The following is a 23,684-nucleotide window of genomic DNA, read 5'->3' on the forward strand; positions in this document are numbered from 1 at the left end:
CCGAATCCGCTTCAATCCCCGAACCCCCGGATCCCGGGGGCCGTGCCGCGCGTCGTAGGCGACAGCGGCGGACACCCCCCGCCCGCCGCGCCGGTCCGGCAGCACGCCGACCCGGCAGGCCCCGCAGGCCCCGGGGCCGAACGGCCCCGCCGGACCATGGCCGACCCGTCGACTCCTCGCCCCCGCGCCGACAGCCCGCAGCGGCGCGGCGGCCGGCGGATCCGGTGAAAACGGGATGACCCCGGACGGGTCTGTCCGCAAGGGTGGGGGCGGACCAGGAGGCACACATGCATGACGCGACCGACCACGGCGGGCTGGAGGCCCGCCTCATCCAGGCCACCCTGCGCGTCCCCGCGCGCGCCGGTGCGCCCTCCGGCCGGGCGGAGAACGTGGCCCGACAGGCGGACGCCGCGCTGCTGACGGCGGGGTTCGCCTGCTCCCGGGAACTGCTGGAGCACATCGCCGGGCTGGAACCCGGCGCCGCGATCGACACCGCCGTCGCCGTCCTCGCCGCCGTGCGAGGCCTGGCGGGCGGCCACGTCGACCACAACGTCTACTTCGCCGACTTCCCGGCCAACGTGCCCGACACCCTGGACTTCTGGGCGGACTGCCTGGCCCGCGCGCTCGTCGGCGCCGCCGAAGGCGACGACGAGGACGCCGCCGCCGGGACGGACGCCGTCGTCGCGGACCCCACCAAGGCGGACGCCGCCGCCGAAGGCGCGGACGACGCGGCCGAGGACGGGCACCCCGGCGCCGACCCCGCGCCGCGCCCCGACGGGGTGAACCTGCTGGGCCTGCCCGCCTACGGGCGCTACCAGCACACCTACGCCGACCTCCTCCTGCGCCACGACGACCTCGTGGCCTCGGCCAAGGACCGCGTCACCGTGCTGCACCTGGGCGGTCCCCTGCCCGAGGAGGCGCACCGCCACTACCTGCGGCTGGCCGCCTCGCCCGTCCCGCTGGGCGAGGCCGACCGCGACCTGCTGGGGCTGCTGGCCGCCTACTGCGTCGACGACCCCCAGCCCGAGGAGATCGGCATCCGCGAGAACCGGGCGCTGGTCAACCGGGTGCGCCTGGCGCACGGCCGCCCGCTGCTCGTGGACACCGCCACCGACGTCCTGCGCCTGGCGTGCGCCCTGTCGGGAGGCGACGTCACCCTCGCCACGCCCACCCGCTTCACCTCGCTGCCGCGCGCCGACCGCCGCGCGCTCATGGCCGCTCTGGACCGGGTGGTCGCCGGCCAGCCCGCCAAGCTCGGCGACGTCAACCGCCACGCGGGCCGCTGGAAGCGGCTCGGCGAGCGGCTGCACCCCCACGAGCACCCCGAGCACCCGCACGCCCAGGAGGTGTTCGCGGTCGCGCGCGGCGACCGGCGCGCCGTCTCCCTGGCCGGACGCATCGAGGCCGCGTTCGCCGCCGGCGACACCGCCGAGGCGGTGCGGCTGCTCGCCGCGTCGCCCGGGCAGCTCGTGCGCAACCTGGACCGACTCCTGCGCACACCCGGCACCCCCGCCCCGGACGCGACCGCCTCGGGAAAGACCGCTCCGGGAGGGACCGCCCCGGACGCGGTCGGCCTGATCGCCGGTGCCCTGGCCGAGGCCGCCCCGCACGTCGCCGGGCGGGTGCTGGTGGGCGCCCGCGAGCACCTGAGCGGCCGCACCGGGCTCGGCGGGGCGCGGCTGTTCGCCAACCGCTCCGCCCGCGCGTGGGTGGCGCCCGACGACCGGGTACCGCTCGGCACCGAGGCCGTCGCGCGCGTCACGGCGGTCCTGGACGCGGAGATCGCCGCGCGCCTGCCGGCCGCCGAGCGGGTCCTGGTCGACCCCGACGTCCTGGAGGTCGCCGTGCCCAGCGCCCGCGCGCCCGAGGGCGGGCTGGGCATGCTGCCCCGCGGCTCCACCACCCGGGTGGACGGCGACCACCTGCGCTTCTTCGTGTACTGGCGCCAGGCCCGGGAAATCACCGACCTCGACCTGTCGGTGCTGTTCCTCGACGCCGGCTTCGGCTTCCAGGGGCAGGTGTCGTGGACGTCCCTGTCGGGCTACGGCGGCACCCACTCGGGCGACATCGTCGAGGCGTCCGAGGGCGCCACCGAGATGATCGACCTCGACCTGGCCCGGGTCTCCGCCGCCTACGTGGTGCCGCAGGTCAACGTCTTCCAGGGGGAGGGCTTCGCCGAGCTCGCCGAGGGGTTCTTCGGCTACATGACCCGCGACGCCGATCAGGCCGGCATGCCCTTCGAGGCCCGCACGGTCCGCGTCAAGTCCGACCTGGTGGGCACGGGCCGCGTCGTGCTGCCGCTGGTGTTCGCCCGCGACCCCGACACGGGCGGGTGGCGGGCGCGGTGGATGCACCTGAGCCTGTCGGGCCAGGCGGCGTTCAACCGGGTCGAGGACAACCACGCCGACACCGGCGCGCTCGCGCGCGCCATCGTGGAGTACCGGTACCTGACCATCGGCCACCTGGTGGAATCGATGCGCCACCGCGGCGCGCGGGTGGAAATCCGCAAGGAATCTCCCGGCCGGCTGAGCCCCGGCGACGTCTACCTCGGCCTGGAGCACCCCGAAGACCTGGGAGACGACGGAGAGGTCTTCACCCCCGCCCGCTTCCCGGAACTCATTGGCGGCTGAGCCCTCGGGTGCCTTAAACTCGGGGGCGGTGAGGCCATGGCGGCGCTTCCTTCTCATCCTTTCTTATGGTCTAGCTCCGCCACTCTCCTCACCTTCACACTTCGAGGGGTCGGCCACCGCCGGCCCCTCACTCGTTTCCTTGCGCCGGAGGGGTGACGAGACGGAGGGTGGCCGACACACCCCGAAAGAGCGAATGAGGAAGCGGCCACCGCCCGCGAGGAACGCGGGGCTGATGGGGTCCGGTCCGGTTCCAGGTTGGCGACCATGCGATGAAGGGCGCACGCCGAAGGCGCCGGCCTTTCGACGTCAACTCGCCTGCCGCTCCGGAGCGCCATCGCGTCCTGTTGCGCCGCGCCGCCCGTGCAGCAGCGAGATGGGCAGCAGCAGGGTCGCGGCCAGACCGCCGAGCAGGGCGAAGGCCATCCGGAAGTCGCCGGCGGCGTCGCGCAGGATCCCCACCAGCACAGGGGCCAGCGCCGCGCACCCGTAGCCGACGATGAACGCCATCGCGCTGAATCGCCCGGCTTCGGCGGAGTCGCGGCCGACCACCGCGGGCAGCGCCAGTACCAGGGTGAACAGGCCGCCATGGCCCACACCGACGAGGGCGATCCACAGCCAGGTCACCGCGGTGGGGGCCAGCCCCAGCCCCGCCAGGCCGACGGCGGTCAGGGCGGCCGTGAGCGCCAATCCGATCCGCGGGTCGCGCTTTTCCCCGAGGAGGGCCGGGACGGCCACCATCGCCGCGACCTGGATCGAGATCATCACGGTCAGCAGCGCGCCGGCTGCCGCCGGAGTGTGGTCGGCGTCGTCGTGCAGCAGCGGCGCGACCCAGGCCAACTCGCAGTAGTACAGCGCGGAGTTGGCGGCTGCCAGGGCGGTGACGCGCCAGGCGGTGCCGCTGCGCCAGGGAAGGCCGCGAGGCGCAGGGGCGGAGCCGGCCGCGGCTCCGTCGAGGTCCAGTGGCCCCCGGGCGGCGGACCACAGCACCATCCCGGCCACCGCCAGCACCGCCCAAGACGCCAACGCACCGGGCCAGGAGCCGAGCGCATCGGCCAAGGGCGCGCTGACCCCCGCCGCCACCGCGCCACCCAGGCCGAGGCCGGCGGTGTAGACGCCGGTCACCAGGCCCACGCGTCCTGCGAACCGCGACTTCACGACGGCGGGCAGGAGCGTCTGCGCGATCGCGATGCCCGCTCCCACGACCGCCGCGCAGCTCAACTGCACCCAGGTGGAGGGGCCCGCGGCGCGGGCCGCGGTGGCGACTGTGATGACGGCCAGGCCGAGCAGGACGCCGCGGTGCAGGCCGAAGCGGCGGCCGGCGACCGCGGCGAGGGGGGCGCACACGCCCATGGCGAGTGTGGGGACGGTCGTCAGCAGCGCCGCGGCCGTGGCGGGGAGGTCCAGGTCGGCGCGGATGCGGTCCATCAGCGGGGACACGGCCGCGATCGCGGGGCGCAGGTTCGCGGCGGCGACGAACAACGCGGCGGCTCCCAGCACCGCGGGTGCCGCGTCGACTCGGGAGGAGGCGTGGGTCACAGAGGGCTCCAAGAACGATCTCGGACGGTTTTTATCCGGAATGCTTGGAGTTCTACCACAACCCGGACACTAAACGTCCGAGATAGACTCGCCCCATGAAGCTGTCCAACGGGGTGGAATGGGCCCTTCACTGCTGCGTCTCGCTCAGTCAGAGCCGGACGCCGGTGCCGGCGGCGCGGCTGGCCGAACTGCACGGCATTCCGCCGGCCTACCTGGCCAAGCACCTCCAAACCCTGTCCCGGGCCGGGATCGTGCATTCGACCGCGGGCCAGGTCGGTGGCTACCGCCTCACCAGGTCGGCGGAGGCGATCAGCGCCTTGGACGTGGTCCGGGCCATCGACGGAACCGAACCCGCCTACCGCTGCGCCGAGATCCGGCAGCGTGGACCGCTCGCCGTTCCCGCCGAGCAGTGCACACGCCCGTGCGCGATCGCCCGCGCCATGGCCGCCGCCGAGGACGCCTGGGCCGGCGTCCTCTCCCGCATCACCATCGCCGACCTCGCCTCCGCCATCGACACCGACTCCGACGGCGCGGCGCTCGCCGACCTCCGCCGCTGGCTGGCCGCCGCTCCCCGCTGACGCGGACGAGCGCCGCCGCGTCGCGGCCTAACCGGCGAAGTCGGCCGGGATCAGGCTGTAGGCGGCGAGGTCCCCGCGTCCTGAGCGGGTCAGCGCGGCGTTGCGCAGAACGCCCTCGAAGCGGAACCCGGCGGCTTCGGCCACGCGGATCGACGCGGCGTTGTCCACCATGGCCAGCAGGGCTACGCGGGTCATGTTCCGGGTGTTCAGCGCCCATCGGGCCACGGTGCGCACCGACTCGGCGGCGTAGCCGCTGCCCCGCCCCCAGGGCGCCGTCCAGTAGTGGATCTCGGTGACCATCGCGGTCCAGTCCGTGCGGATCAGCGCGACGTGCCCCACCAGTCGCCCGTCCTCACGGCGCTCGACGGCGAAGACCGGCCCGCTCGAACACCACTCGACGGCCCGTGGCAGATCGGCCCCTGCCGTGGACAGCCCGACGGGCGCGAAGCGCAGGTAGGTTTCGTCGTTCCACACCGCGTGCACATCGGCGGCGTCCTCCGGTCGGAACGGGCGCAGCGTCAGGCGCTCGCTTGTCAAGCCTGCTCGGGGGCACGCGTGCTCGGTCACACTGTGAGCCTACGGCGCACGCCACCCGTGGAGGAAGCGAAGGGTGCTCCCACGGCCCGCCCCTCTCGACCCGCGGCCGCTCGTTTGGGCGCCCGCGTCGAGAAGGCCCTAGCCGTCGTCGAGCGCACCGTGGGCCGCTAGTGGGGCATGGGCCCGGACCGGCGGCGCAGGTAGTAGGCGCCGGCGAGCACGAGGACGACCGGTCCCCACACGCGGAGCGGCGCGGTGCACACCCGTGCGAGCGCCCGCCACCAACCGTTGTCGTAGGTGATGTCCTGGCTCACGCCGAGCAGGGACAAGGACTGTCCGCCGCCGATCGGCACGGAGCAGAACAGCACGGTGAGGGCCAGCCCGCCGAGCACGGCGGGCACGGCTGCCGCGAGGGGAGGGACGCGCCTCCCGCCGATGACGGGCAGCCAGACGGGTACGACCTCGCCCCAGCGGCGCACCAGGCCCAGGCACAGGAACGCGACCAGTTCGGTCACCAGACTCAGGCCCAGCACATAGGGGATGCTTACCCACAGGGCCGGCAGGGTGGCCTCGTGCTGCTGCCCCATGTCGAAGTGGAAGGCGAACGGCAGCCGCCACAGGCACGAGGGCAGGAGCAGGAGCGGCATCGTGTAGGCCAGCCGCAGCACCCAGCGTGGAACGGGCCGCTCGGTGTCGGCGCTGTCGGGAGGGGTGTGCGAAATCGCGCGCAGGAGCCGGGTATTCGTCATGGCCGACAGTCTCGCCACCGGCCCTGGACCTGGTGATCCCCCGTGCGGGTGAAGAGGCTCCCCTCACGGGGGATCCCACCGCCGACGCGATGGACAGAGGGCGGATGAAGGCGGCGGCGCGGGCCGCGCAATCCCAGCTCAGCGACGGGAGCCATGTGCACCGAATGTGCACCGGCGGCCCTCAGCCACCGGACCCCGGAAACGACGAACGGGCGCTCACCTGTGTGAACGCCCGTTCCTATGTCGGGACGGCGGGATTTGAACCCACGACCCCTTGACCCCCAGTCAAGTGCGCTGCCAAACTGCGCTACGTCCCGGTGTCCTGCGGGTTTCCCCTTCGGACGAGTAAGACTCTATCGCATCCTGAGGGCTGGTTGGGACGGGATTTCCGGGCCGGGCGAGGGCCGCCGGTGGCGGTGGTGAGGGGTGGGTGTCGCTGCGGGCGCGCTTGGCTGCTGCGTGGCGCCGCCGAGCCGGCGGCGCCGAGGTCGGCCGTGCTGCTCGCCGGGGGACCCCGCGCGCGTTTGTGCGGTGGCATGACGTGCCGCGATGCGGTTGGGGCCGGGCTAAACGGGGGGTGAACGGGCACCTCGCGCGGGGCGCCTTACGTTGTTGGCCATGACGAAATACGCGTTGATGTACCGGCTCGGCTTCACCCCCTGGGAGCGGTACGGGGCCGCGGGCGGGGCGCAGTTGGGGGCGCTGCTGGACCGCGAGGCGGCGGAGCGGCCGGCCGGGCCGGGGCGGGCGTTGGACGTGGGGTGCGGGCGCGGGCAGTTCACGCCCGTGCTTGCCGCGCGCGGGTGGGCGGCGGTGGGCGTCGACATCGTGCCCGAGGCGGTCGAGGCGGCTCGGCGCAAGGGCCCGGCCGAGGTCAACTACGTCGTGGGCGACGTGACCGACCTTGAGTCGGCCGGCCTCGGGACTTTCGACCTCTTCGTTGACATCGGCTGCTTCCAGGGCCTGGACGCCGGCCAGCGGGCCGCCGAGGGGCGCGGGATCACGGCGCTCGCCGCCCCGGGCGCCGGACTGCTGATGCTCGCCTTCGGGCCGTCGCGGTACCGGGGGCTTGTCGAGGGCGTTTCGCAGGCCGAGGTCGAGGCCGCCTTCCCGGGGTGGGACCTCCGCGAGGTCGAGGACGCCGACACCGCCGGGCTGGGGTGGCCGATGAACCGGACCTCGCCGAAGTGGTACCGGTTCCGGCGCGCCGCCGGGTGACACGGCGGGGACGCGGGGCGTTCCCGTCCCCGTCCCCCCTCTCCTCCGGCCACGCCCCTTCGGCTCCCCTCCGGCCCCGCCCCCCGTTTTTCGGCCCCGCCCCCGCCCTTCGGCGTCCTCTCCGGCCCCGCATCCCCGTCTTCCGGCGTCCTCTCCGGCCCTGGCGGCGGCGGGGCGCCGTATCTTCCCCGAGCGGGGACGGGGCCACTTCCTTGGATTGGCTGTTGTGCGGACGGTCCCGAGCCGGTGGGATGGCTTCAGTGGGCGGACGACGCGGAGGCGGTGGGCATGGCGGGGATCGGTGAGGCGCCGGGCGGCGGTGCGGCCGCGGTGGGGTTTCTCGGGCTCGGCATCATGGGACAGCCCATGGCCCTCAACCTCGCCCGGGCGCGCGTCCCGCTCGTGGTGTGGAACCGCACCCCCCAGCGGTGCGCGCCCGTGGCCGCCGCCGGGGCGCGCGTCGCGGACGGGCCGCGGGACGTCCTCGCCTCCTGCCGGACCGTGATCCTGATGCTCGCCGACGAATCCGCCGTCGACGAGGTGCTGGGGCGGGACACCGAGCGGTTCGGCGACGTGCGCGGGCGCACCCTGGTGCAGATGGGCACCTTCCGGCCCGCCTACTCCGCCCGCCTGGCCGCCGACGTGCACGCCGCCGGCGGCGCCTACGTCGAGGCGCCCGTCTCCGGCTCGCGCGGCCCCGCCGAGGACGGGCGGCTCGTGGCCATGCTCGCCGGCCCGGAGGAGGAGGTGCGGCGCGTGCGGCCCGTCCTCGACCCCATGTGCTCCGCCGTCTTCGAGTGCGGGCAGGTGCCCTCCGCGCTGGAGACCAAGCTGGCCGTGAACGTCTTCCTCATCACGATGGCCACCGGCTTGGCGGAGTCCTTCCACTTCGCCGAGCGCCACGGCATCGACCCGGCCCTGCTGGAGCGCATCCTCGACGCCGGCCCCATGGCCTCGGCGGTCTCCCGTGCCAAGGCCCGCAAGCTCACCACTGGCGACTTCGCGCCCCAAGCCGCCATCGCCGACGTGCTGAAGAACAGCCGCCTCGCCGCCGAGGCCGCCCGCGAGCGCGGGGTCTCCGCGCCGCTGCTGGAGGCCGCCCACGCCCTCTACGCCGAGACCCGCGAGCTGGGGTTCGGGCGCAGCGACATGGCGGCGGTCGTGCACGCCCTGCGCGCGCGGGCGGCCGCACCGCCCGACTCCGCCGCCCCGGCCTGACCGGATTGACCGCTCCCCGCTCCCCGGGGCGCGCCCCGCCGCCCCCGCGCCGCTCAGCCGTCCTGGGCGCGCAGGTGGGCGTCGGCCTCGGCCAGCGCCGTCTCGGGGAACACCGCGATCCCGTGGTCCAGCAGGAGCCGGGTGGTCACCCCGGGCCCGGGCGCGGTGTGCCCGCTGAACGTGCCGTCGTAGACCCGCAGCAGCCCGCACGACGGGCTGGACTCCTTGAGCACGGCCGTGCGCACGCCCTGCCGGCGCGCGGTCTCCAGCGCCGCGCGGGCGCCGGCCACGAAGTGGGCGGTGACGTCGGCCCCCTCGGGGGTGAGGATGCGCGCCGCCCCCGCCAGGACGTCGGCGGCGCTGGCGCCCGGCTCGATCTCCGCCGGCGGCCGGGGCACCGGCAGCCCGCCCGCGACCTCGGGGCAGTGGGCGACGACGCGCCGCTCGGCCCGCCAGCGGTCCACGACCGCGTCGGCCACGGTCTTGGCGCGCCCGTCGAAGCGCACCCGGCTGCCCAGCAGGCACGCGCTGACCAGCACGCGGGCCGCCGCGGCGGGCTCCGGCGGCCCGCCGGGCGCGGCGAAGGCGTGGCGGCGCATCGTCCCTCCTTCAGCGCGGGCGCGGCGGCTGTCGACTCCTGCGACCGACTCTAGCGCCGCGCCCCGCCCGGGGCGCCCGCCCGTTTGAGCCCCCGCCCGCGCGGTTACTGGGCCTGGGCAAAGACCGTCGGACGAGCGGACGGGGAAGTGGTGCGCCATGGGCGACGACACGCGCGCGAGGTGGCTGAGCCCCCGGCTGGAGGCGGCCCGCCACCACCCGGAACTGGTCCCCGCGCAGGCGCGGCCGGTCGACCTGGTCGTGCGCTCCTGCGGCACCATGGCCGACGACACCGGCGCCCAGCGGGAGATCGCGGTGGCCGCCGCCCGGACCGCCGTGGCCGAGGAGATCGAGCGGCGCCGCCCCGGAGAGCCCTACGTGGTGCGCCAAGGGCGCGTGCACGACTTCTGCGACGTGGTCCCCGAATGCCCGCTGGAGGAGTTCGTCGTGGTCGGGGTGGTCTACCGGCGCTGAGGCCCGGGCACCTCGCGGGCGCCGCCCGCGCGGCGTGGCGAGGTCCACACCGCCGCCCGCCGCGGAATGCGCGGCCGGGAGCGCTTGGTTGGTGCCCACTGGAAGATCGTGCACTTGAGCAACGTGGAGGATTCATGTCGACGGTTCCCGAGGTCACCCTCAACAACGGCGTGCGGATCCCGCAGTTGGGCTTCGGCGTCTGGCAGGTCGACAGCGGCGACGTCGTGGACGTGGTGCGCACCGCCATCGAGACCGGCTACCGCAGCATCGACACCGCGGCCGCCTACGGCAACGAGGAGGGCGTCGGCGAGGCCATCCGCCGCTCGGGCGTGCCCCGCGAGGAGATCTTCGTGACCTCCAAGCTGTGGAACACCGACCAGGGCTTCGACAGCACCCTGCGCGCGTTCGACGCCACCGTGCGGCGCCTGGGCGTGGAGGTCCTCGACCTCTACCTGATCCACTGGCCGATGCCCGCGCGCGGCACCTACGTCGAGAGCTGGAAGGCCATGGAGCGCCTCTACGCCGAGGGCCGCGTCCGCGCGATCGGGGTGTCCAACTTCCACGCCGACCACCTCACGCGGGTGCTGGAGGAGGGCGGGATCGTGCCGACCGTCAACCAGATCGAGCTGCACCCGCGCCTGACCCAGGAGCGGCTGCGGGAGTTCGACCGCCGGCACGGCATCGCCACCGAGGCGTGGAGCCCGCTGGGCCAGGGCAACGTGCTGAGCGACCCCACCGTCGGCAAGATCGCCGAAGCCTACGGCAAGACCCCCGCGCAGGTGATCCTGCGCTGGCACCTCCAGATTGGCAACATCGTGATCCCCAAGTCGGTGACGCCCGAGCGCATCCGCTCCAACTTCGACGTGTTCGACTTCCAGCTCTCCAGCGGCGACGTCGACACGATCTCGGGGCTCAACACCGGGGAGCGGTTCGGGCCCGACCCCGACACGCTCAACTCCTGAACGCGCGGCACCGGCCCGCAGCGGTGATCGCGGCCGGTCGCTCCCCGACGGGGCGGCCGGCCGCCGCGCTGCGCGGGGCGTGCGCCGCCCTCAGGCGAGTTCGCGGCGCTTGGCGGCGTCGGCGAGGGTGGCCTGCGTGCCCCGCCGGGCCAGCCGGACGACGTAGACGATGGCGCCCGCCAGGATGGCGACCGGAACCCCCACGATGACGACGAGCGCGAGCAGGCTGATGATGCCGAGTTCTCCCATGCCCCCATCGTAGGCAACACCCCGTGGCGCGGCGAGGCGGGATGTGTCACCCGCCCACCTCGGGCCGGCGTGCCAACCGGACCGGCGGCAAGCGCGTCGTGCCCCGATGGGCGGCGGTTGCCCCGCGGCCCGGCGCGGGAGGCGGATTCGCGCCGACAAACCGGCTAGTGTCCCGGTATGCGCAGCTCAGCCCGGCTGCCGGGGGAGTGGCGACGGGCTGGTGCGGCGCCGCCGACGGGTTCGCCGGGGCCGGGACCCGCCATCGGCCGAGCGGCCCGACCACCCGTCCCGCGCGGGCGGGCCGCTCCAGCGGCCACCCGGCCGCGCCGACCCACCGGCCCGCGGTCGCGCGCCGCCGCACGGCGCGCACAGCGACTCTGCGTTCGCCAGGAGTGGCCGGCCGGAGTGGAAAGGGGCGCCAGATGGGTGCGGACGCGCACCGGATCGTCAACCCGCTGACCTTGGCCCAGCCAGTCGGCTTCGCCCATGCCGTCGTCGCCGCGCCCGGCCGCACGGTCTACCTCGGCGGCCAGACCGCGCAGCGCCTCGACGGCGTGATCCCCGAAGCCGGCCTGGTCGAGCAGTTCGACCTGGCCCTGGAGAACGTGGTCAAGGCCCTCGCCGCGGTGGGCGGCCGGCCTCGGCACCTGGTCAGCATGCAGGTGTTCACCACCGACATCGGCGCCTACCGCGCCAACACCAACGCGCTGGGCACCGTCTACCGTCGCCATTTCGGACGCCACTATCCCGCCATCGCCCTGCTGGGCGTCTCCGCCCTCATCGTGCCCCAGGCCAAGGTGGAGTTGATGGGCGTGGCCGTGGTGCCCGACATCGAGGCGTGGGCCGCCGACACCTGACCCGGCGCGCCCCGCCCCCCGGTGCGGCCGTGCCCGCCGTTGGCGGGGGGTGACCGCACCGTCGCCGACCGCGTCCGCCAGGATGGGCCCACCACGCGGCGGCGGAGCCAGGGGGAGGAGCCCATGGGCGGTGCGAGCACGACCCGGCGGCACAGCAGGCACGTCTTCGACTACGGCGGGCACGCCGGCCAGGTCGTGCACATCCACCAGCCGGTGGCCGACGACGACGCGCCCTTCCCCGTGGCCGTGCTGCTGCACGGCGGCTGGTGGCGCGCCGCCCACGACGCCCGCCTGATGGATCCCGTCGCCGCCCACCTCGCCGACCGGGGATGGCTGGTGTGGAACGTGGAGTACCGCCGCACCGGCGGGGACGGCGGCGGCTGGCCCCAGACCCTGGAGGACGTGCGCGCCGCGCTCGCGCTGCTGGGCGCCCGGCTGGCCGACGGCGCCGAGCCCGGCGACCCCGCCACCGTGGTGGCCGTCGGCCACTCCGCGGGCGGCCACCTCGCGCTGATGGCCGCGCCCGGGTCGCCGCTGACCGGGGTGGTGGGCCTGGCGCCCGTCACCGACCTGCGCGCCGCCGCGCGCCTGCGCCTGGGTGAGGACGCGGTCGCCGACTTCCTCGCCGCGGACCGCCGGAGCGGTGCGGCGGACAGCGGGACCCAGGCGGCCGGAGCCGGCGGCGCCCGCCCCGCTGCCGGGGGCACCGGCGGCGCCGAGCAGGAGGCGGCGGCCGTGGAGGGTGCTGCGGCCGCGGCACCCGCCGACCTCGATGCCGCGTCGCCGCTGCACCGGCTGCCCCTGGGGACACCCCAGCTCATCGTCCACGGCGCCGCCGACACGCGCGTGCCCGTCGAGCAGAGCCGCGCCTACGTGGAGGCGGCGCGGGCGGCCGGCGACGCCGTGGACTACGTCGAACCGCCCGACGCCGACCACTTCGCCGTGATCGACCCCGCCCACCCGGCGTGGAAGGCGGTCCGCACCTGGCTCGACCGCACCCGGCCCTGAGCCCCTCGGGCCGGACGGTCCGCCCGGTCCGGTCGGCCGCCGCACCGGCGCGCGGCGGCGGTTGTCCGGCGGGGGCGGTTTTCCACAGGCGCGCACGAGCGCTGGATCCGGTCGGGCGGTGGTCCCTAGATTGGGGTGCGCAGCCGGACGTGTGCGGCGGTGCCGTCCACCGCAGGCGTCCGGGCCGTCCATCCTGTGGAGGTGCAGTCCCATGTCCGTCGCCGGCATCGGCCCTGTGGGCCGTCCCGAGGCCGCCGAGGCGGTCCTCGACGCCAAGCGCCGCAAGAACGTCTCCTGGCAGCGCATCGCCGACGAGATCGGCCGGTCCAAGGTGTGGACCACCGCCGCGCTGCTGGGGCAGCACCCGGTGAGCCAGGAGCAGGCCCGCGCGGTGGCGCGGCTCCTGGGGCTGGACGACGTCACCGCCGAGGCCCTGCGGCTTCCGCCGGTGCGCGGCGAGGACTCCGTGGACCCCACCGAGCCCGTTGTGGCCCGCCTGGAGGAGATCGTGCAGGTCTACGGCGGCGCCGTCAGCGAGCTGATCCGCGAGGAGTTCGGCGACGGCATCATGAGCGCCGTCGACTTCACCATGGACCTCCGCAGATCCGACACTCCCGAGGGCACGCGCGTGGTCATCACGCTCGACGGCAAGTACCTGCCCTACCGGGAGTTCTAGGCCGCGTCCGCACGAGCCCGCGTCGGCCCGCGCCCACCGCGCACCGCTCCGCCGCTAGTGCCCCTTGGCGTAGCCCAGCCGCGACAGCTCGGCGCCCGCCATGGTCCGCACCGCCTCGCGCTCCTCGGCGCCCAGGCGCTTGCGCCACGTGCCCACACCCGTGTCCTCGCGCACCAGCTCCACCGCCGACACCCGCGCGCCGGTGAACTCCCGCAACTGCTCCGCCGCCTCCACCTCGCCGCCGAACACGTCCTCATAGCGCAGCGTCATCAGCCGGTCGGGCCCCAGCGCCCCGCGCAGCCGCGCCGACAGCCGCACCGCCCCGCGCCAGCGCAGCGCGCACTTGGCGGCCGTGGACAGCCTCGGGTAGTCCGCGCGCTCCTCCTCGGTCTCGATCCCGAAGAACGGGTTGGGCAGCTCGTGCTCCAGGTTGGCCAGGGCGGGCCGGAACCACGCCAGGGCGTGCTCGTCGGCGAGCATGTCGGCCACCACGTCGCGGCCGTCGCGGATGATCTGCACGAACGCCGCGTCCTCGAACGCCGAGCTGAGCGCGGTCGCGCAGTAGAGCAGGTCGGGGCTGGCGTCGCCGTAGTGGGTGGTCTCGGCGGCGTGCCGGCACGGCGCGGCCGCCTCGCGGGCCGGCACCGGCCCGCCTGGGCACATCGGACACGTCAGGGGGGTGAGCTGCCAGGACTCCGCGAACGCCGCCCGCAGCAGGCTCGCCGTGCCCGAGGCCCGGTCCTCGGCGATCGAGGGCCGCCGGGCGAGCGCGTAGACCGAGTCCAGCACCGAGGGGTGGCCCGAGCCGATGTGGAAGCCGGGGGCGCGGTCCAGCGCGTGCGCGATCAGGTCCACACCGGAATGCGGGGCTCCCAGGACGAACACCGGCCGGTGGACCTTCGTCCCGTTCACGATGAGGATGTAGGGCGGCTGTTTCATGACTGAGGAGATCTTTGCACTCTTCGCCGGATTCCGGGTGATTGCGGTCCCGGTGCGGCCGGGCGCGGCCTCGGCCGCCGTTGCGTCGCAGCGAACCCCATCGCCCCTGAGCGCCCTCGTCTTCCCCGGGTGTCGGCGCGGCGCCGAACGTCCCTCGGCCGTGTGCCGGCGAGTCCTTCTCGCTCCCCACTGGCAGGTGAGATTACCGCGAAGCACCACTCGCCCAGGTATGTCCGGTGCGGTGTGCGATGAGAAGTGCTGGATACGTGGTCGATGTGTGATCCCGCCGTGAGCCGGCTCACCACCACACCCGCTGGCCGCGCCCTTCGGCCCGGCGTTTCCGCGCCGCCCGGCGGCGCTGCGACAATGATCGGCATCCTCAGTCCCCGCAGCCGAGCACCCGCCGCGCCCGACCGTTCCCGACCCGAGGACCGACCGCAATGACCGCAGCCGCCCGCCCCGCCGACGTCGCCCCGCTCCTGGCCGGAGCCGACCGGCTGACCGTGCTGACCGGCGCGGGGATCTCCACCGACTCCGGCATTCCCGACTTCCGCGGCCCGCAGGGCGTGTGGACCCGCGACCCCGGTGCCGCCGCCCTGTTCGACTTCGACATCTACATGTCCGACGCCGACGTCCGCCGCCGGGTGTGGCGCATGCGCCGCGACCACCCCGCCTGGACCGCGCGGCCCAACGCCGCGCACCGGGCGCTGGCCGACCTCGACCGCGCCGGGCGGCTGCGCGCCCTGATCACCCAGAACATCGACGGCCTCCACCAGGCCGCCGGCACCGACGACCACCACGTCATCGAGGTCCACGGCACCATCCACTGGGTGGTGTGCATGGGCTGCGGCGCCCTCACCCCCACGCCTGAGGTGCTGGCGCGCCTGGAGGAGGAGTCCGACCCCCGCTGCGCCATCTGCGGGGGCATCCAGAAGGCCGACACCGTCTCCTTCGGCCAGCGCCTCAAGACCGAGGTGCTGGAGCGCGCCGTGGACGCCGCCGCCACCTGCGACGTGTTCGTCGCCGTGGGCACCTCGCTGTCGGTGCACCCGGTGGCGGGCCTGTGCGACATCGCCCTGGACAGCGGTATCCCGCTGGTCATCGTCAACGCCGAGGAGACCCCCTACGACGACCGGGCCGAGGCGGTGCTGCGCGACCCCATCGGCGAGGCCGTGCCCGCGCTGGCCGCCTACGCCCTGGGCGCCGCGCGCTAGCGCCGCCGGGCGGCCCGGCCGCGCGGGCGGGTCAGCCCGCGCCGCCCGACCCCGAGCCGTTGTTGCCGTAGAACGGATCGTAGGGGCGGTGGCGGGGCCGCGGGCTGCGCCGCGGCGGTCCGCCCGCCGACGGTCCCGGTTCGCCCGCCGAGGACATCACGGCCCCGCCGCCCGCGGTGGCGGTGCCCGCGTCGGCGGGGGAGGAGACGGTCTGGTCGGAGTCGGCGCGGGGGCGGACGCGCCCCGACCATCCCTGCGGGGTGGGCTCGGCGCCGGGGTTGAGCAGCCGGTCCAGTAGCCGGTCCAGCGACTCCTGCGGCCACCCCAGCCCCGCCACGATGCCGGAGGGCCCGCGGGTGAGCTGGTGGAGCACCCGCTCCACCACCTCGGGTGCGGCCGCCACATCGGGGGACAGCCCCTCGAACCGGTAGAGGCCGGAGTACACGGTCCGCCACAGGACATCGCCGTAGGAACCGCGCAGTTGCCCCTCGCCGACCCTGAGCAGCGACAGGTCCTCCGCGGCCTGCCGCAGCACCAGCACATGGGAGCTGTCCAGCCGCTCGCCGGACAGCAGCCGCTCATAGCACCGCACCCGGCGTTCGGCCTCGGCCTCGGTGGCCGGCCGGGGCGGGCCCAGCCGCAGCTCCAGGATGTCGTGCGCCTCCGACCACGGCTCCCCGCCCTCCGGGTCCGCCAGCCAGGCCACCAGTTCGTCGCCCACATGCGTCAGATAGGGCAGCAGCATGAGCACCAGCCGGCCCACGGTCCCCTGCACGCGCATCGCGCTGGACCGCAGCAGGGTCCCGGTGAGCCCCCGGCCGGGAATGACGATGTCGTAGGGGCTGCGGACCGCGACCTGGCCGCGCGTCTCCGAGACCAGTTCGAAGCCGACGCACTCGCCCACGTTGACCGGCTCGCCCTCGTCGGGCACCAGCACGCTGCGCGGCTCGGGGCCGTCGAAGCCCAGGTGCCGCAGCCGGATCGCGTCGACCTGGCCGTGCCACTGGGAGTTCGGCAGCCGGCGCCATTGCGAGGCGAGCCCGCCCCACTCATGGAGGACGCCTCGCTCGGTCCCCAGCAGCTCGCTCAGCTCGACCCCCTCGGGGCACACCCGGGTGACCAGCAGGGCGAGGTTGGCGGTGTAGGCCGCCTGGCGCCCGGTGACCGGCATGCGGCGCGGCTGGTAGGCGGTGTAGGACCGGCCGGCCGCAGGATAGGGCGCCTCGCGGAACAGCTCGACCAGCAGCTCCCGGTAGGCCGCCCGCTCCTCCTCGTCGCCCGCGATCCGCCGGTCGAGCAGGTCCTGGGTGAACTCCACCATGGGCCGGGTCCCCGCCAGCAGCGCGAACGACGTGAGCGCGTAAAGCAGGCCGTCGTCCAGCGGCGGCGCGCCCCGGTGGCGGCGCGCGGCGAACCGCCGCGCCTCCAGCAGCTCGGCCAGCTCGGCGGTGACCGCCCGCGCCACCAGGTACTCGCCGAACGTGGCGTGCAGGAACTCGAACACGCTCGCGTCGCGGGTGTCGGTGCGGGCCTGCGACTCGTGCACGAAGAAGAACCGGCCCAGTACCTGGTGGGCGTCGCTGAGCGCGCCGTGCAGCCCGGGGTCGGCCGGGCGCACCCCGGCGTCCGGCATCAGCACCGCGAGGTCCTGGTCGAGTTCGGCCGCCGTCACGTACTGGCGCAGCCGCGCGAACATGGCCAGCGCCACGACCTCCAGGCGGTGCAGTTCGTCCTCGACCGCGCGCGCCAGCTCGGCCGGGCCCAGGTGCGCGTGGTGCTTGCGCACCTCGCGCTCGGCGAACATGGTCAGCAGTTGCTCGTAGAGGCCGCTGCGCGACAGCCCCGCCGCCGACCGCGCCAGCGCGTTGTCGGCGGAGTCGTAGACCAGCAGCATGAGCAGCAGCAGCGGCTGCTCGGCCAACTCGCGGAACCGCAGGACCGCCTCGGGGGAGAGGGGCACCAGCCCGCGCGCCCGCAGCGCGGCGGCGTTGGCGTCGTTCCAGATCTCCACCATGCGCGCCACGCGCCGGGCGTCGAACGGCTCCAGCCGCACCGCCGGGGTCAGGGCGGGGAACCGGGCGCGGTCGGCGACCACGGTGCGGCTGGTCACGATCACCGCCACCGGCTGCCCGATGGCGCGCTGCCGGTCCTGGAACTCCTGCACCTGCTCCAGGTAGTCCGAGCGGTTGACACCGGTGGCCTGGAGCAGTTCGTCGAACCCGTCGAGGATCACCACCGGCAGCGCGCCCTCGGCCGCGTCGGCGAGGTCGCGCCACCGCACCGACGTGTTCAGGGTCGCCGCCATGCCCTCCTCGATCTGGGCGTGGATGGGCGCGTTGGGCCGCACACCGCGCAGTTCCACCCGCAGCGGCAGGAAGTCGGCCGCCGACAGCCGCGCGGCCAGCATCTGGGTGAGCACGGACTTGCCCGCGCCGGGGTGGCCCAGGATCACGATGGGCCGCAGCACCGCACCCGGCTGGGTGAGCAGGCCGGCAAGGACCGTGGGCAGGTCCTCACGCACCGGCAGGTGCTTCCAGGCCGACTCCGACGACGGGACCGACCCGGTGGTGACCACGTCCAGCCGCCCGGCCGGCGCCAGGTAGGAGGACTCCAGGGTGGGCAGCCGCAGGCCGTCGGGCAGGTCGGCGGTGCGCAGCAGCGGCTGGTTCAGCACGGCCTGGTACACGGCGGCGAGTTCGGTGCGGCGGCGGTCGGCCGCCGCGCGCGGCTCCATCGCGGCGAGCGTGTCGCGCAGGCCGCCCAGCCCGGTCTGGACCTCGGCCACCCGGTCGCGGGTGGCGCGGTGCTCGGCCATGGCCGCCCACACGCCGAACTCCGGGACGTCGGCGGCCAGTTGCCGGAAGAGTTCGGTGAACTGGCGTTCGGCGTGGTGGGAGAACGCGGAGCCGACCTGCTGCCAGGCGTCGGCGTCGGCGTCGGCGCCCGTCGCGCGCACCCGGCCCTCCAGGGAGCCCAGCAGGTCGCCCTCCAGCGCCATCCACTCCACCGCCCGGCCCTCGGGGTCCAGCCACGCCGACACGGCGTCGGCCGCCGAGGGGCGGGCGGCCAGGGCGGCGGTCTCCCACCGCTCGGCGGTGGTCAGCCCGATGTCGTCGGCCGACAGCAGGTCGCCGGCCTCCTCCAGAGCCCGGCCCAGCCCTTCGAAGGTCGCCACCACCACCAGCACGTCCAGCGCGGCGGCCACGCGCTCGGTGCGGTCCATGCGGCTGACGCCGGTGACCTTCTCCCGCAGCCCGGTGAGGGCGCGGCGGCCCAGGCGCACCATCTCGGTCCGCAGGCCGAACAGGTCGGGCACGCCCAGCGCCGCCAGGCCGCCGTCGGCCAGCTTCTCGCCGGCGTCCAGCACGGCGGAGTCGTCGCGGCCCAGGAGCTTGAGGGCGTCGGCGTAGCGGAGGCGGCTGGCCATCGGCAGGGCCTTTCACATCGGGGGGTGGGCGGTGCGGCGGGGCGGAGCCGCACCCATTCAAGTACGGCGCCGCCCCGCCGCTCAAACCCCCGGCGCGCGCCGCTGCCGCGCCGCGCGGACCCTCCGGCTAGGGCAGGCGCCAGTCGACCGGCTCGGCGCCCTGCTCCTGGAGCATGGCGTTGGCGCGGCTGAACGGGCGCGAACCGAAGAAGCCGTTCTTCGCCGACATCGGGCTGGGGTGGGTGGACTCCACGCACGGCACATCGGGCATCAGCGGCCGCAGGCTGCGGGCGTCGCGGCCCCACAGGATGCCCACCATCGGGACGTCGCGGGCGGCCAGCGCGCGGATGGCCTGGTCGGTGACCTCCTCCCAGCCCTTGCCCCGGTGGGAGGCGGGCCGGCCCGGCGCGACCGTGAGCACGCGGTTGAGCAGCAGGACGCCCTGCTTGGTCCAGGGCGTGAGGTCGCCGCTGGAGGGCAGGGGCAGCCCGAGGTCGTCGCTGTACTCCTGGAAGATGTTGCGCAGGCTGCCCGGCGGCTTGCAGTCGGGGGCCACCGAGAAGCTGAGGCCCACCGCGTGGCCGGGGGTGGGGTAGGGGTCCTGGCCCACGATCAGCACCCGCACGTCGGAGAAGGGCTGCTGGAAGGCGCGCAGCACGTTCTCGCCGGCGGGGAGGTAGGTGCGTCCGGCGGCGACCTCGTCGCGGAGGAAGTCGCCCATCTGGCTGATCCGGTCGGCCACCGGTGACAGCGCCTCGGCCCAGCCGCCGTCCATGATCTCGTTCAAGGGTTTGCCTGACATGGCAGCACCCTAGCGGTCGCCTGTGACGCGTCGGACCACGCCAAAGCCCGCGTGCGCCGGGCTTCGCGCGCCGGGCGCGTGCCGCGCGCCGGCCCTCACTCCTCGTCGCCCGGCTCGCCCGTGCGCACCGACAGCACCCCCTCGATCTCCGGCAGCGCCTCCGCCAGCCGCTCCACCTTGCCGCTGCCGCGCACCTGCACGATCAGGTGGATGACGGCGCCCCGGGCGTGCACCCCCTCGGCGCGCTCGGTGGCCACCGAGCGGACGTCGAACCCGCGCCCGGTGATCTCGGCGAGGATGGCGCGCAGCGCCCCCATGCCGTCGAGGTAGGACACCCGCACCGGCGCCGTGGCCGGCCGGGCGCGGGTGATCAGCCGCAGCAGCGGCGGGTAGCCCACCGCCACCAGGAAGTGCGCCGCCGTCACCGCCGTGGCCACCAGCCACAGCCCGCCGCCCGCCGCGGTGCCCACGGCCGCCGACACCCAGATGGTGGCCGCGGTGGTGAGCCCGCGCACGATGTCCTGGCGCACGAAGATCACCCCGGCGCCGATGAAGCCGATACCCGAGGCGATCTGCCCGGCCACCCGGGAGGGGTCGAGGGTGACCTCGTCGCCCAGGACGTCGGAGAAGCCGTACTTGCTCACGACCATGAACAGCGCCGCACCCACCCCCACCAGGGTGTGGGTGCGCAGCCCCGCGGTCTTCTGCCGCAGTTCGCGCTCCAGGCCGATCAGCGAGCACAGCACCAGCGCGACGGCCAGGGCCAGCAGTTGCGGCCAGCCCTGGCCCTCCAGACTCCCCATGAATTCCGCCATGGGGCAGGGGTACCCCCGCCGGGCCGGGTCTCCCGGCGCGGAAGGGTTAGTCCTCGGTGCCCGCGGCGCCTTCGGAGGGGTCGGGGCCGCGCCGGTGCCCGTTGTGGTGGGAGAGGTTCAGCGCCGTGGTGACCAGCGGCACGTGGCTGAACGCCTGGGGGAAGTTGCCCACCTGCCGGTTGTTCTTGGCGTCCCACTCCTCGGCCAGCAGCCCGACGTCGTTGCGCAGCGCCAGCAGCCGCTCGAACAGCTCGCCGGCCTCCTTCTCACGCCCGATGGACAGCAGGGCGTTGGCCATCCAGAAGCTGCACGCCAGGAACGCGCCCTCGTCGCCGGGCAGGTGGTCGGCGGTGCCCTCGCGGTCGGTGCGGTAGCGCATCACGAAGCCGTCGACCATCAGGTCCTCGCGAATCGCTTCGATGGTGCCGATGACGCGGGGGTCGTCGTAGGGCAGGAACCCGACCTCGGGGATCAGCAGCAGGGCGGCGTCCAATTCCTTGCTGCCGTAGTACTGGGTGAAGGTGTTGCGCTTGGAGTCGAAGCCGTACTCGCAGACCTCGGCGTGGATGGTGTCGCGCAGCGCGCGCCACCGCTCGATCGGGCCCTCCTTGCCGAAGTCCTCGATCATCCGCACCGCGCGGTCGGCCGCCACCCAGGCCATCACCTTGGAGTGCACGAAGTGCTGGCGGGGGCCGCGGACCTCCCACAGGCCCTCGTCGGGCTCGTCCCAGCACCACTCCAGGTAGTTGACCAGGGAGCGCTGAAGGCCCCACACGTGCTCGCCGCCGTGCAGGCCGCTGCGCCGCGCCAGGTGCAGGACGTCCATGACCTCGCCGTAGACGTCGAGCTGGTACTGGCCCACCGCGGCGTTGCCGATGCGCACCGGCCGGGAGTTCTCGTAGCCGGGCAGCCAGTCGGCCTCCCACTCGGCCAGGCGGCGCTCGCCGCGCACGCCGTACATGATCTGCATGTGCTGGGGCTCGCCCGCCACCGCGCGCACCAGCCACTCGCGCCACGCCTGCGCCTCGTCGGTGTAGCCGCTGCGGATCAGCGCCTCCAAAGTGATGGTGGCGTCGCGCAGCCAGCAGTAGCGGTAGTCCCAGTTGCGCACGCCGCCGATCTCCTCGGGCAGCGAGGTGGTGGGCGCGGCCACGATGCCGCCGCTGGGGCGGTAGGTCAGCGCCTTGAGGGTGATCAGGGAGCGGACCACGGCGTCGCGGTACTGGCCCTCGTAGGTGCACTGGTCGACCCACTGGCGCCAGAAGCGCTCGGTGCGAGACAGCGCTTTCTCGGCGTCGAGGTGGTCGGACTCCTCGACCTGGGAGGGGTGCCAGGTCATGACGAAGGGGACCCGCTGGCCGGCGCTCACCGTGAAGGTGGCGTCGTGGACGAAGTTGTGGCCCTCCAGCGGCACCGGCGAACTCATCCACACCGCGTCGGGGCCGGCGATGGCCACCAATTCGGTGCCGCTGCGGTGGATCCAGGGCACCACGTTGCCGTAGTCGAACCGCAGCCGCAGCGCGGTCTGCATGCGCACGGTCCCGGCCACGCCCTCGACGATGCGCACGATGTGGGGGGCGCCGCCGCGCGGCGGCATGAAGTCGATGACCCGGACGGTGCCCTCGGGGGTGTCCCATTCCGTCTCAAGGATCAGGGTCTCCTGGCGGTAGCGCCGCCGGGCGGCCCGCGGCTCGCCGTTGGCCGGGCGCATCCACCAGTTGCCGTTCTGTTCGTCGCCCAGCAGCGCGGCAAAGCACGCGGGGGAGTCGAAGTGGGGAAGGCAGAGCCAGTCGATGGAGCCGTCGCGCCCAACGAGAGCAGCGGTCTGCATGTCGCCGATCAGCGCGTAATCCTCGATCAGGCCGGACACGCGACTCACCCCCTTGAAACCTCGTCAATCAAGATCACGTCTACGCGGACGTACCGTATCCAACTCCCGGCCACCCTGTGGACACGCGGCGGCGACGTGGTTTCCGGCCGGGGCGGGGTTGTCCGCGCCGTCGACCGGTTCCGCGAAGGGGTGATGGCCCGCAAACGCCTTTGTGTGCCGCTGCGGTCACGTTACCGGCTGGCGGGCCTTCGCAGGTGGAAGCCGAAGCAAATGTGCGTCAGGTGATAGTCGGAGGACGGTGGGGGACGGGTCGGCAAATGGCGGACGCGCTCGGTAATGCCCGTATGCGGGAGGGCGGGGGCGGATTGCCGGTGCGCACCGCTGGTTTGTGTCTGAGAATCCGTTATTGCGCCGTAATCGGTGGCCGGGGGAGGACCGGTGTGCCCGGCCGCGCGGTGACCGCTTCCGGACGCCGCGAGGCCGGCCGGCCCGGTGGCCGGGTCGCCCGGCCCGGCCGCCCGGACGGCCTCGACCGGCGGGCGGAGCGGCGGGCGGCCCGGCCCGCGCGGAGGCGCTCAGGGGGCGGGGGACCGCTCCGGTGCGGGCGCGGGCGCCGGGACGGCCCCCAGCGGCATGAGGACCTGGGTCAGCGGGCCGATCACCACCGCGAACAGCACGGTGCCCACGCCCAGGGTGCCGCCGAGCAGCACGCCGGCGGCCACCACGGCGACCTCGATGACGGTGCGCGCCACCCGCAGGGAGACGGGCAGTCGCTCGGTCAGGCCGACCATCAGGCCGTCGCGTGGCCCCGGTCCGAGCCGGGCGCCGATGTAGAGTGCGGTGGCGCCGGCGATGGCCAGGATGCCCAGGGCCAGCATGAGGCAGCGCACGGGCAGCGCCTCGGGCTCGGGCAGCCACCGCAGCCACAGGTCGGTCCAGACCCCCACCAGCAGCACGTTGGACAGCGTGCCCACACCGGGGCGCTGGCGCAGCGGGATCCACAGCAGCATCACCGCCGCCCCGACCAGGATCATGCAGGCGCCCACCGACAGCCCGGTGATGCGCGCCAGGCCCTGGTGCAGCACGTCCCAGGGCATGGAGCCCAGGTGGGCGGCCATCAGCAGGGCGCAGCCCGCGCCGTAGAGGTGCAGCCCGACCATGAGGTGCACCAGGCGGCGCAGCCGGGGGCGCGGCAGCACGGGTGCGAGGAACACGCGGCGCGGCAGGCGGGCCAGGCGGGAGGTGAGGGACGGGCGGGACAGCGGGGACCGGGGTCCCGGTGCGGAGGGCTCCGCACCGCGAGAACGAGAGAACTTGTGAGCCACTCCGGTAATGTTGGACCGCTTCTGGGGCGAAGAACAGCGCCA

Annotated in this window: 21 protein-coding genes and 1 tRNA gene; 10 read left to right on the forward strand and 12 right to left on the reverse strand. The window is 74.6% G+C overall.

Features of this window, described 5'->3' with window-relative positions; translation table 11 throughout:
• The first annotated feature begins 287 nt into the window (after positions 1-287).
• Complete coding sequence (locus LG943_RS09005; protein WP_270071763.1) at positions 288-2,630, forward strand: TerD family protein; 2,343 nt, start codon at positions 288-290, stop codon at positions 2,628-2,630.
• 306 nt (positions 2,631-2,936) lie between these two features.
• On the opposite strand, the gene LG943_RS09010 is transcribed toward LG943_RS09005, so the two are convergent.
• On the reverse strand, positions 2,937-4,166 hold the full coding sequence (locus tag LG943_RS09010; RefSeq protein WP_270071764.1) for an MFS transporter: 1,230 nt from the start codon (positions 4,164-4,166) through the stop codon (positions 2,937-2,939).
• A gap of 95 nt (positions 4,167-4,261) precedes the next feature.
• Between LG943_RS09010 and LG943_RS09015 the strand changes: the two genes are divergently transcribed.
• Complete coding sequence (locus LG943_RS09015) at positions 4,262-4,744, forward strand: RrF2 family transcriptional regulator (RefSeq protein WP_270071765.1); 483 nt, start codon at positions 4,262-4,264, stop codon at positions 4,742-4,744.
• A 27-nt stretch (positions 4,745-4,771) separates the two neighbouring features.
• Here the strand turns inward: LG943_RS09015 and LG943_RS09020 are convergent, their stop codons facing one another.
• The 3 genes from LG943_RS09020 to LG943_RS09030 form a co-directional block, all read right to left on the reverse strand.
• Positions 4,772-5,281, reverse strand: coding sequence for a GNAT family N-acetyltransferase (locus LG943_RS09020; RefSeq protein WP_270071766.1), 510 nt, complete (start codon positions 5,279-5,281; stop codon positions 4,772-4,774).
• Positions 5,282-5,448: 167 nt separating this feature from the next.
• On the reverse strand, positions 5,449-6,030 hold the full coding sequence (locus LG943_RS09025) for a hypothetical protein (RefSeq protein WP_270071767.1): 582 nt from the start codon (positions 6,028-6,030) through the stop codon (positions 5,449-5,451).
• Positions 6,031-6,273: 243 nt separating this feature from the next.
• Positions 6,274-6,347, reverse strand: a tRNA-Pro gene (locus tag LG943_RS09030).
• Between the two features lie 301 nt (positions 6,348-6,648).
• Between LG943_RS09030 and LG943_RS09035 the strand changes: the two genes are divergently transcribed.
• The gene (locus tag LG943_RS09035) at positions 6,649-7,248 is read left to right on the forward strand and encodes a class I SAM-dependent methyltransferase (protein WP_270071768.1); all 600 of its coding nucleotides are present in this window, start codon (positions 6,649-6,651) and stop codon (positions 7,246-7,248) included.
• Between the two features lie 246 nt (positions 7,249-7,494).
• Entirely contained in the window at positions 7,495-8,466 is a 972-nt protein-coding gene (locus LG943_RS09040) for an NAD(P)-dependent oxidoreductase (RefSeq protein WP_270071769.1), read from the forward strand.
• 53 nt (positions 8,467-8,519) lie between these two features.
• Here LG943_RS09040 and LG943_RS09045 read toward each other — a convergent pair whose 3' ends face one another.
• Positions 8,520-9,065: a DUF523 domain-containing protein gene (locus LG943_RS09045; RefSeq protein ID WP_270071770.1), complete on the reverse strand. Its 546-nt coding sequence runs from the start codon at positions 9,063-9,065 to the stop codon at positions 8,520-8,522.
• A 157-nt stretch (positions 9,066-9,222) separates the two neighbouring features.
• Here LG943_RS09045 and LG943_RS09050 point away from each other — a divergent pair, with 157 nt between their 5' ends.
• A complete protein-coding gene (locus tag LG943_RS09050) occupies positions 9,223-9,537 on the forward strand; it encodes a hypothetical protein (RefSeq protein ID WP_270071771.1) in 315 nt (104 codons plus the stop codon).
• A gap of 134 nt (positions 9,538-9,671) precedes the next feature.
• Positions 9,672-10,499: an aldo/keto reductase gene (locus tag LG943_RS09055; protein ID WP_270071772.1), complete on the forward strand. Its 828-nt coding sequence runs from the start codon at positions 9,672-9,674 to the stop codon at positions 10,497-10,499.
• A gap of 90 nt (positions 10,500-10,589) precedes the next feature.
• On the opposite strand, the gene LG943_RS09060 is transcribed toward LG943_RS09055, so the two are convergent.
• A complete protein-coding gene (locus LG943_RS09060; protein WP_270071773.1) occupies positions 10,590-10,748 on the reverse strand; it encodes a hypothetical protein in 159 nt (52 codons plus the stop codon).
• A 422-nt stretch (positions 10,749-11,170) separates the two neighbouring features.
• Here LG943_RS09060 and LG943_RS09065 point away from each other — a divergent pair, with 422 nt between their 5' ends.
• The 3 genes from LG943_RS09065 (at position 11,171) to cynS (ending at position 13,289) form a co-directional block, all read left to right on the forward strand.
• The gene (locus LG943_RS09065) at positions 11,171-11,605 is read left to right on the forward strand and encodes a RidA family protein (protein ID WP_270071774.1); all 435 of its coding nucleotides are present in this window, start codon (positions 11,171-11,173) and stop codon (positions 11,603-11,605) included.
• A gap of 123 nt (positions 11,606-11,728) precedes the next feature.
• Complete coding sequence (locus tag LG943_RS09070; protein ID WP_270071775.1) at positions 11,729-12,613, forward strand: alpha/beta hydrolase family protein; 885 nt, start codon at positions 11,729-11,731, stop codon at positions 12,611-12,613.
• Positions 12,614-12,824: 211 nt separating this feature from the next.
• Entirely contained in the window at positions 12,825-13,289 is a 465-nt protein-coding gene (gene cynS / locus LG943_RS09075) for a cyanase (RefSeq protein WP_270071776.1), read from the forward strand.
• A 54-nt stretch (positions 13,290-13,343) separates the two neighbouring features.
• Here cynS and LG943_RS09080 read toward each other — a convergent pair whose 3' ends face one another.
• Positions 13,344-14,228 carry a sulfotransferase gene (locus LG943_RS09080; protein ID WP_270071777.1) on the reverse strand — a complete coding sequence of 295 codons (885 nt, stop codon included), beginning with the start codon at positions 14,226-14,228 and terminating at the stop codon, positions 13,344-13,346.
• A gap of 440 nt (positions 14,229-14,668) precedes the next feature.
• Here LG943_RS09080 and LG943_RS09085 point away from each other — a divergent pair, with 440 nt between their 5' ends.
• Positions 14,669-15,442 (forward strand): SIR2 family NAD-dependent protein deacylase, encoded by a 774-nt coding sequence (locus LG943_RS09085; protein ID WP_270071778.1) that lies wholly within the window; start codon positions 14,669-14,671, stop codon positions 15,440-15,442.
• A gap of 31 nt (positions 15,443-15,473) precedes the next feature.
• On the opposite strand, the gene LG943_RS09090 is transcribed toward LG943_RS09085, so the two are convergent.
• The 5 genes from LG943_RS09090 to yczE form a co-directional block, all read right to left on the reverse strand.
• A complete protein-coding gene (locus tag LG943_RS09090) occupies positions 15,474-18,869 on the reverse strand; it encodes an NACHT domain-containing protein (protein ID WP_270071779.1) in 3,396 nt (1,131 codons plus the stop codon).
• A 127-nt stretch (positions 18,870-18,996) separates the two neighbouring features.
• Positions 18,997-19,671: a uracil-DNA glycosylase gene (locus tag LG943_RS09095; protein ID WP_270071780.1), complete on the reverse strand. Its 675-nt coding sequence runs from the start codon at positions 19,669-19,671 to the stop codon at positions 18,997-18,999.
• 95 nt (positions 19,672-19,766) lie between these two features.
• On the reverse strand, positions 19,767-20,486 hold the full coding sequence (locus tag LG943_RS09100) for an MgtC/SapB family protein (RefSeq protein WP_270071781.1): 720 nt from the start codon (positions 20,484-20,486) through the stop codon (positions 19,767-19,769).
• 46 nt (positions 20,487-20,532) lie between these two features.
• Positions 20,533-22,356, reverse strand: a complete 1,824-nt coding sequence (locus LG943_RS09105) for a glycoside hydrolase family 15 protein (protein ID WP_270071782.1) — start codon at positions 22,354-22,356, stop codon at positions 20,533-20,535.
• Positions 22,357-22,892: 536 nt separating this feature from the next.
• Complete coding sequence (gene yczE / locus LG943_RS09110) at positions 22,893-23,579, reverse strand: membrane protein YczE (protein ID WP_456340056.1); 687 nt, start codon at positions 23,577-23,579, stop codon at positions 22,893-22,895.
• Between the last annotated feature and the right edge of the window lie 105 nt (positions 23,580-23,684).

Source organism: Streptomonospora mangrovi (genome assembly GCF_027604915.1).
Lineage (GTDB): Bacteria > Actinomycetota > Actinomycetes > Streptosporangiales > Streptosporangiaceae > Streptomonospora > Streptomonospora mangrovi.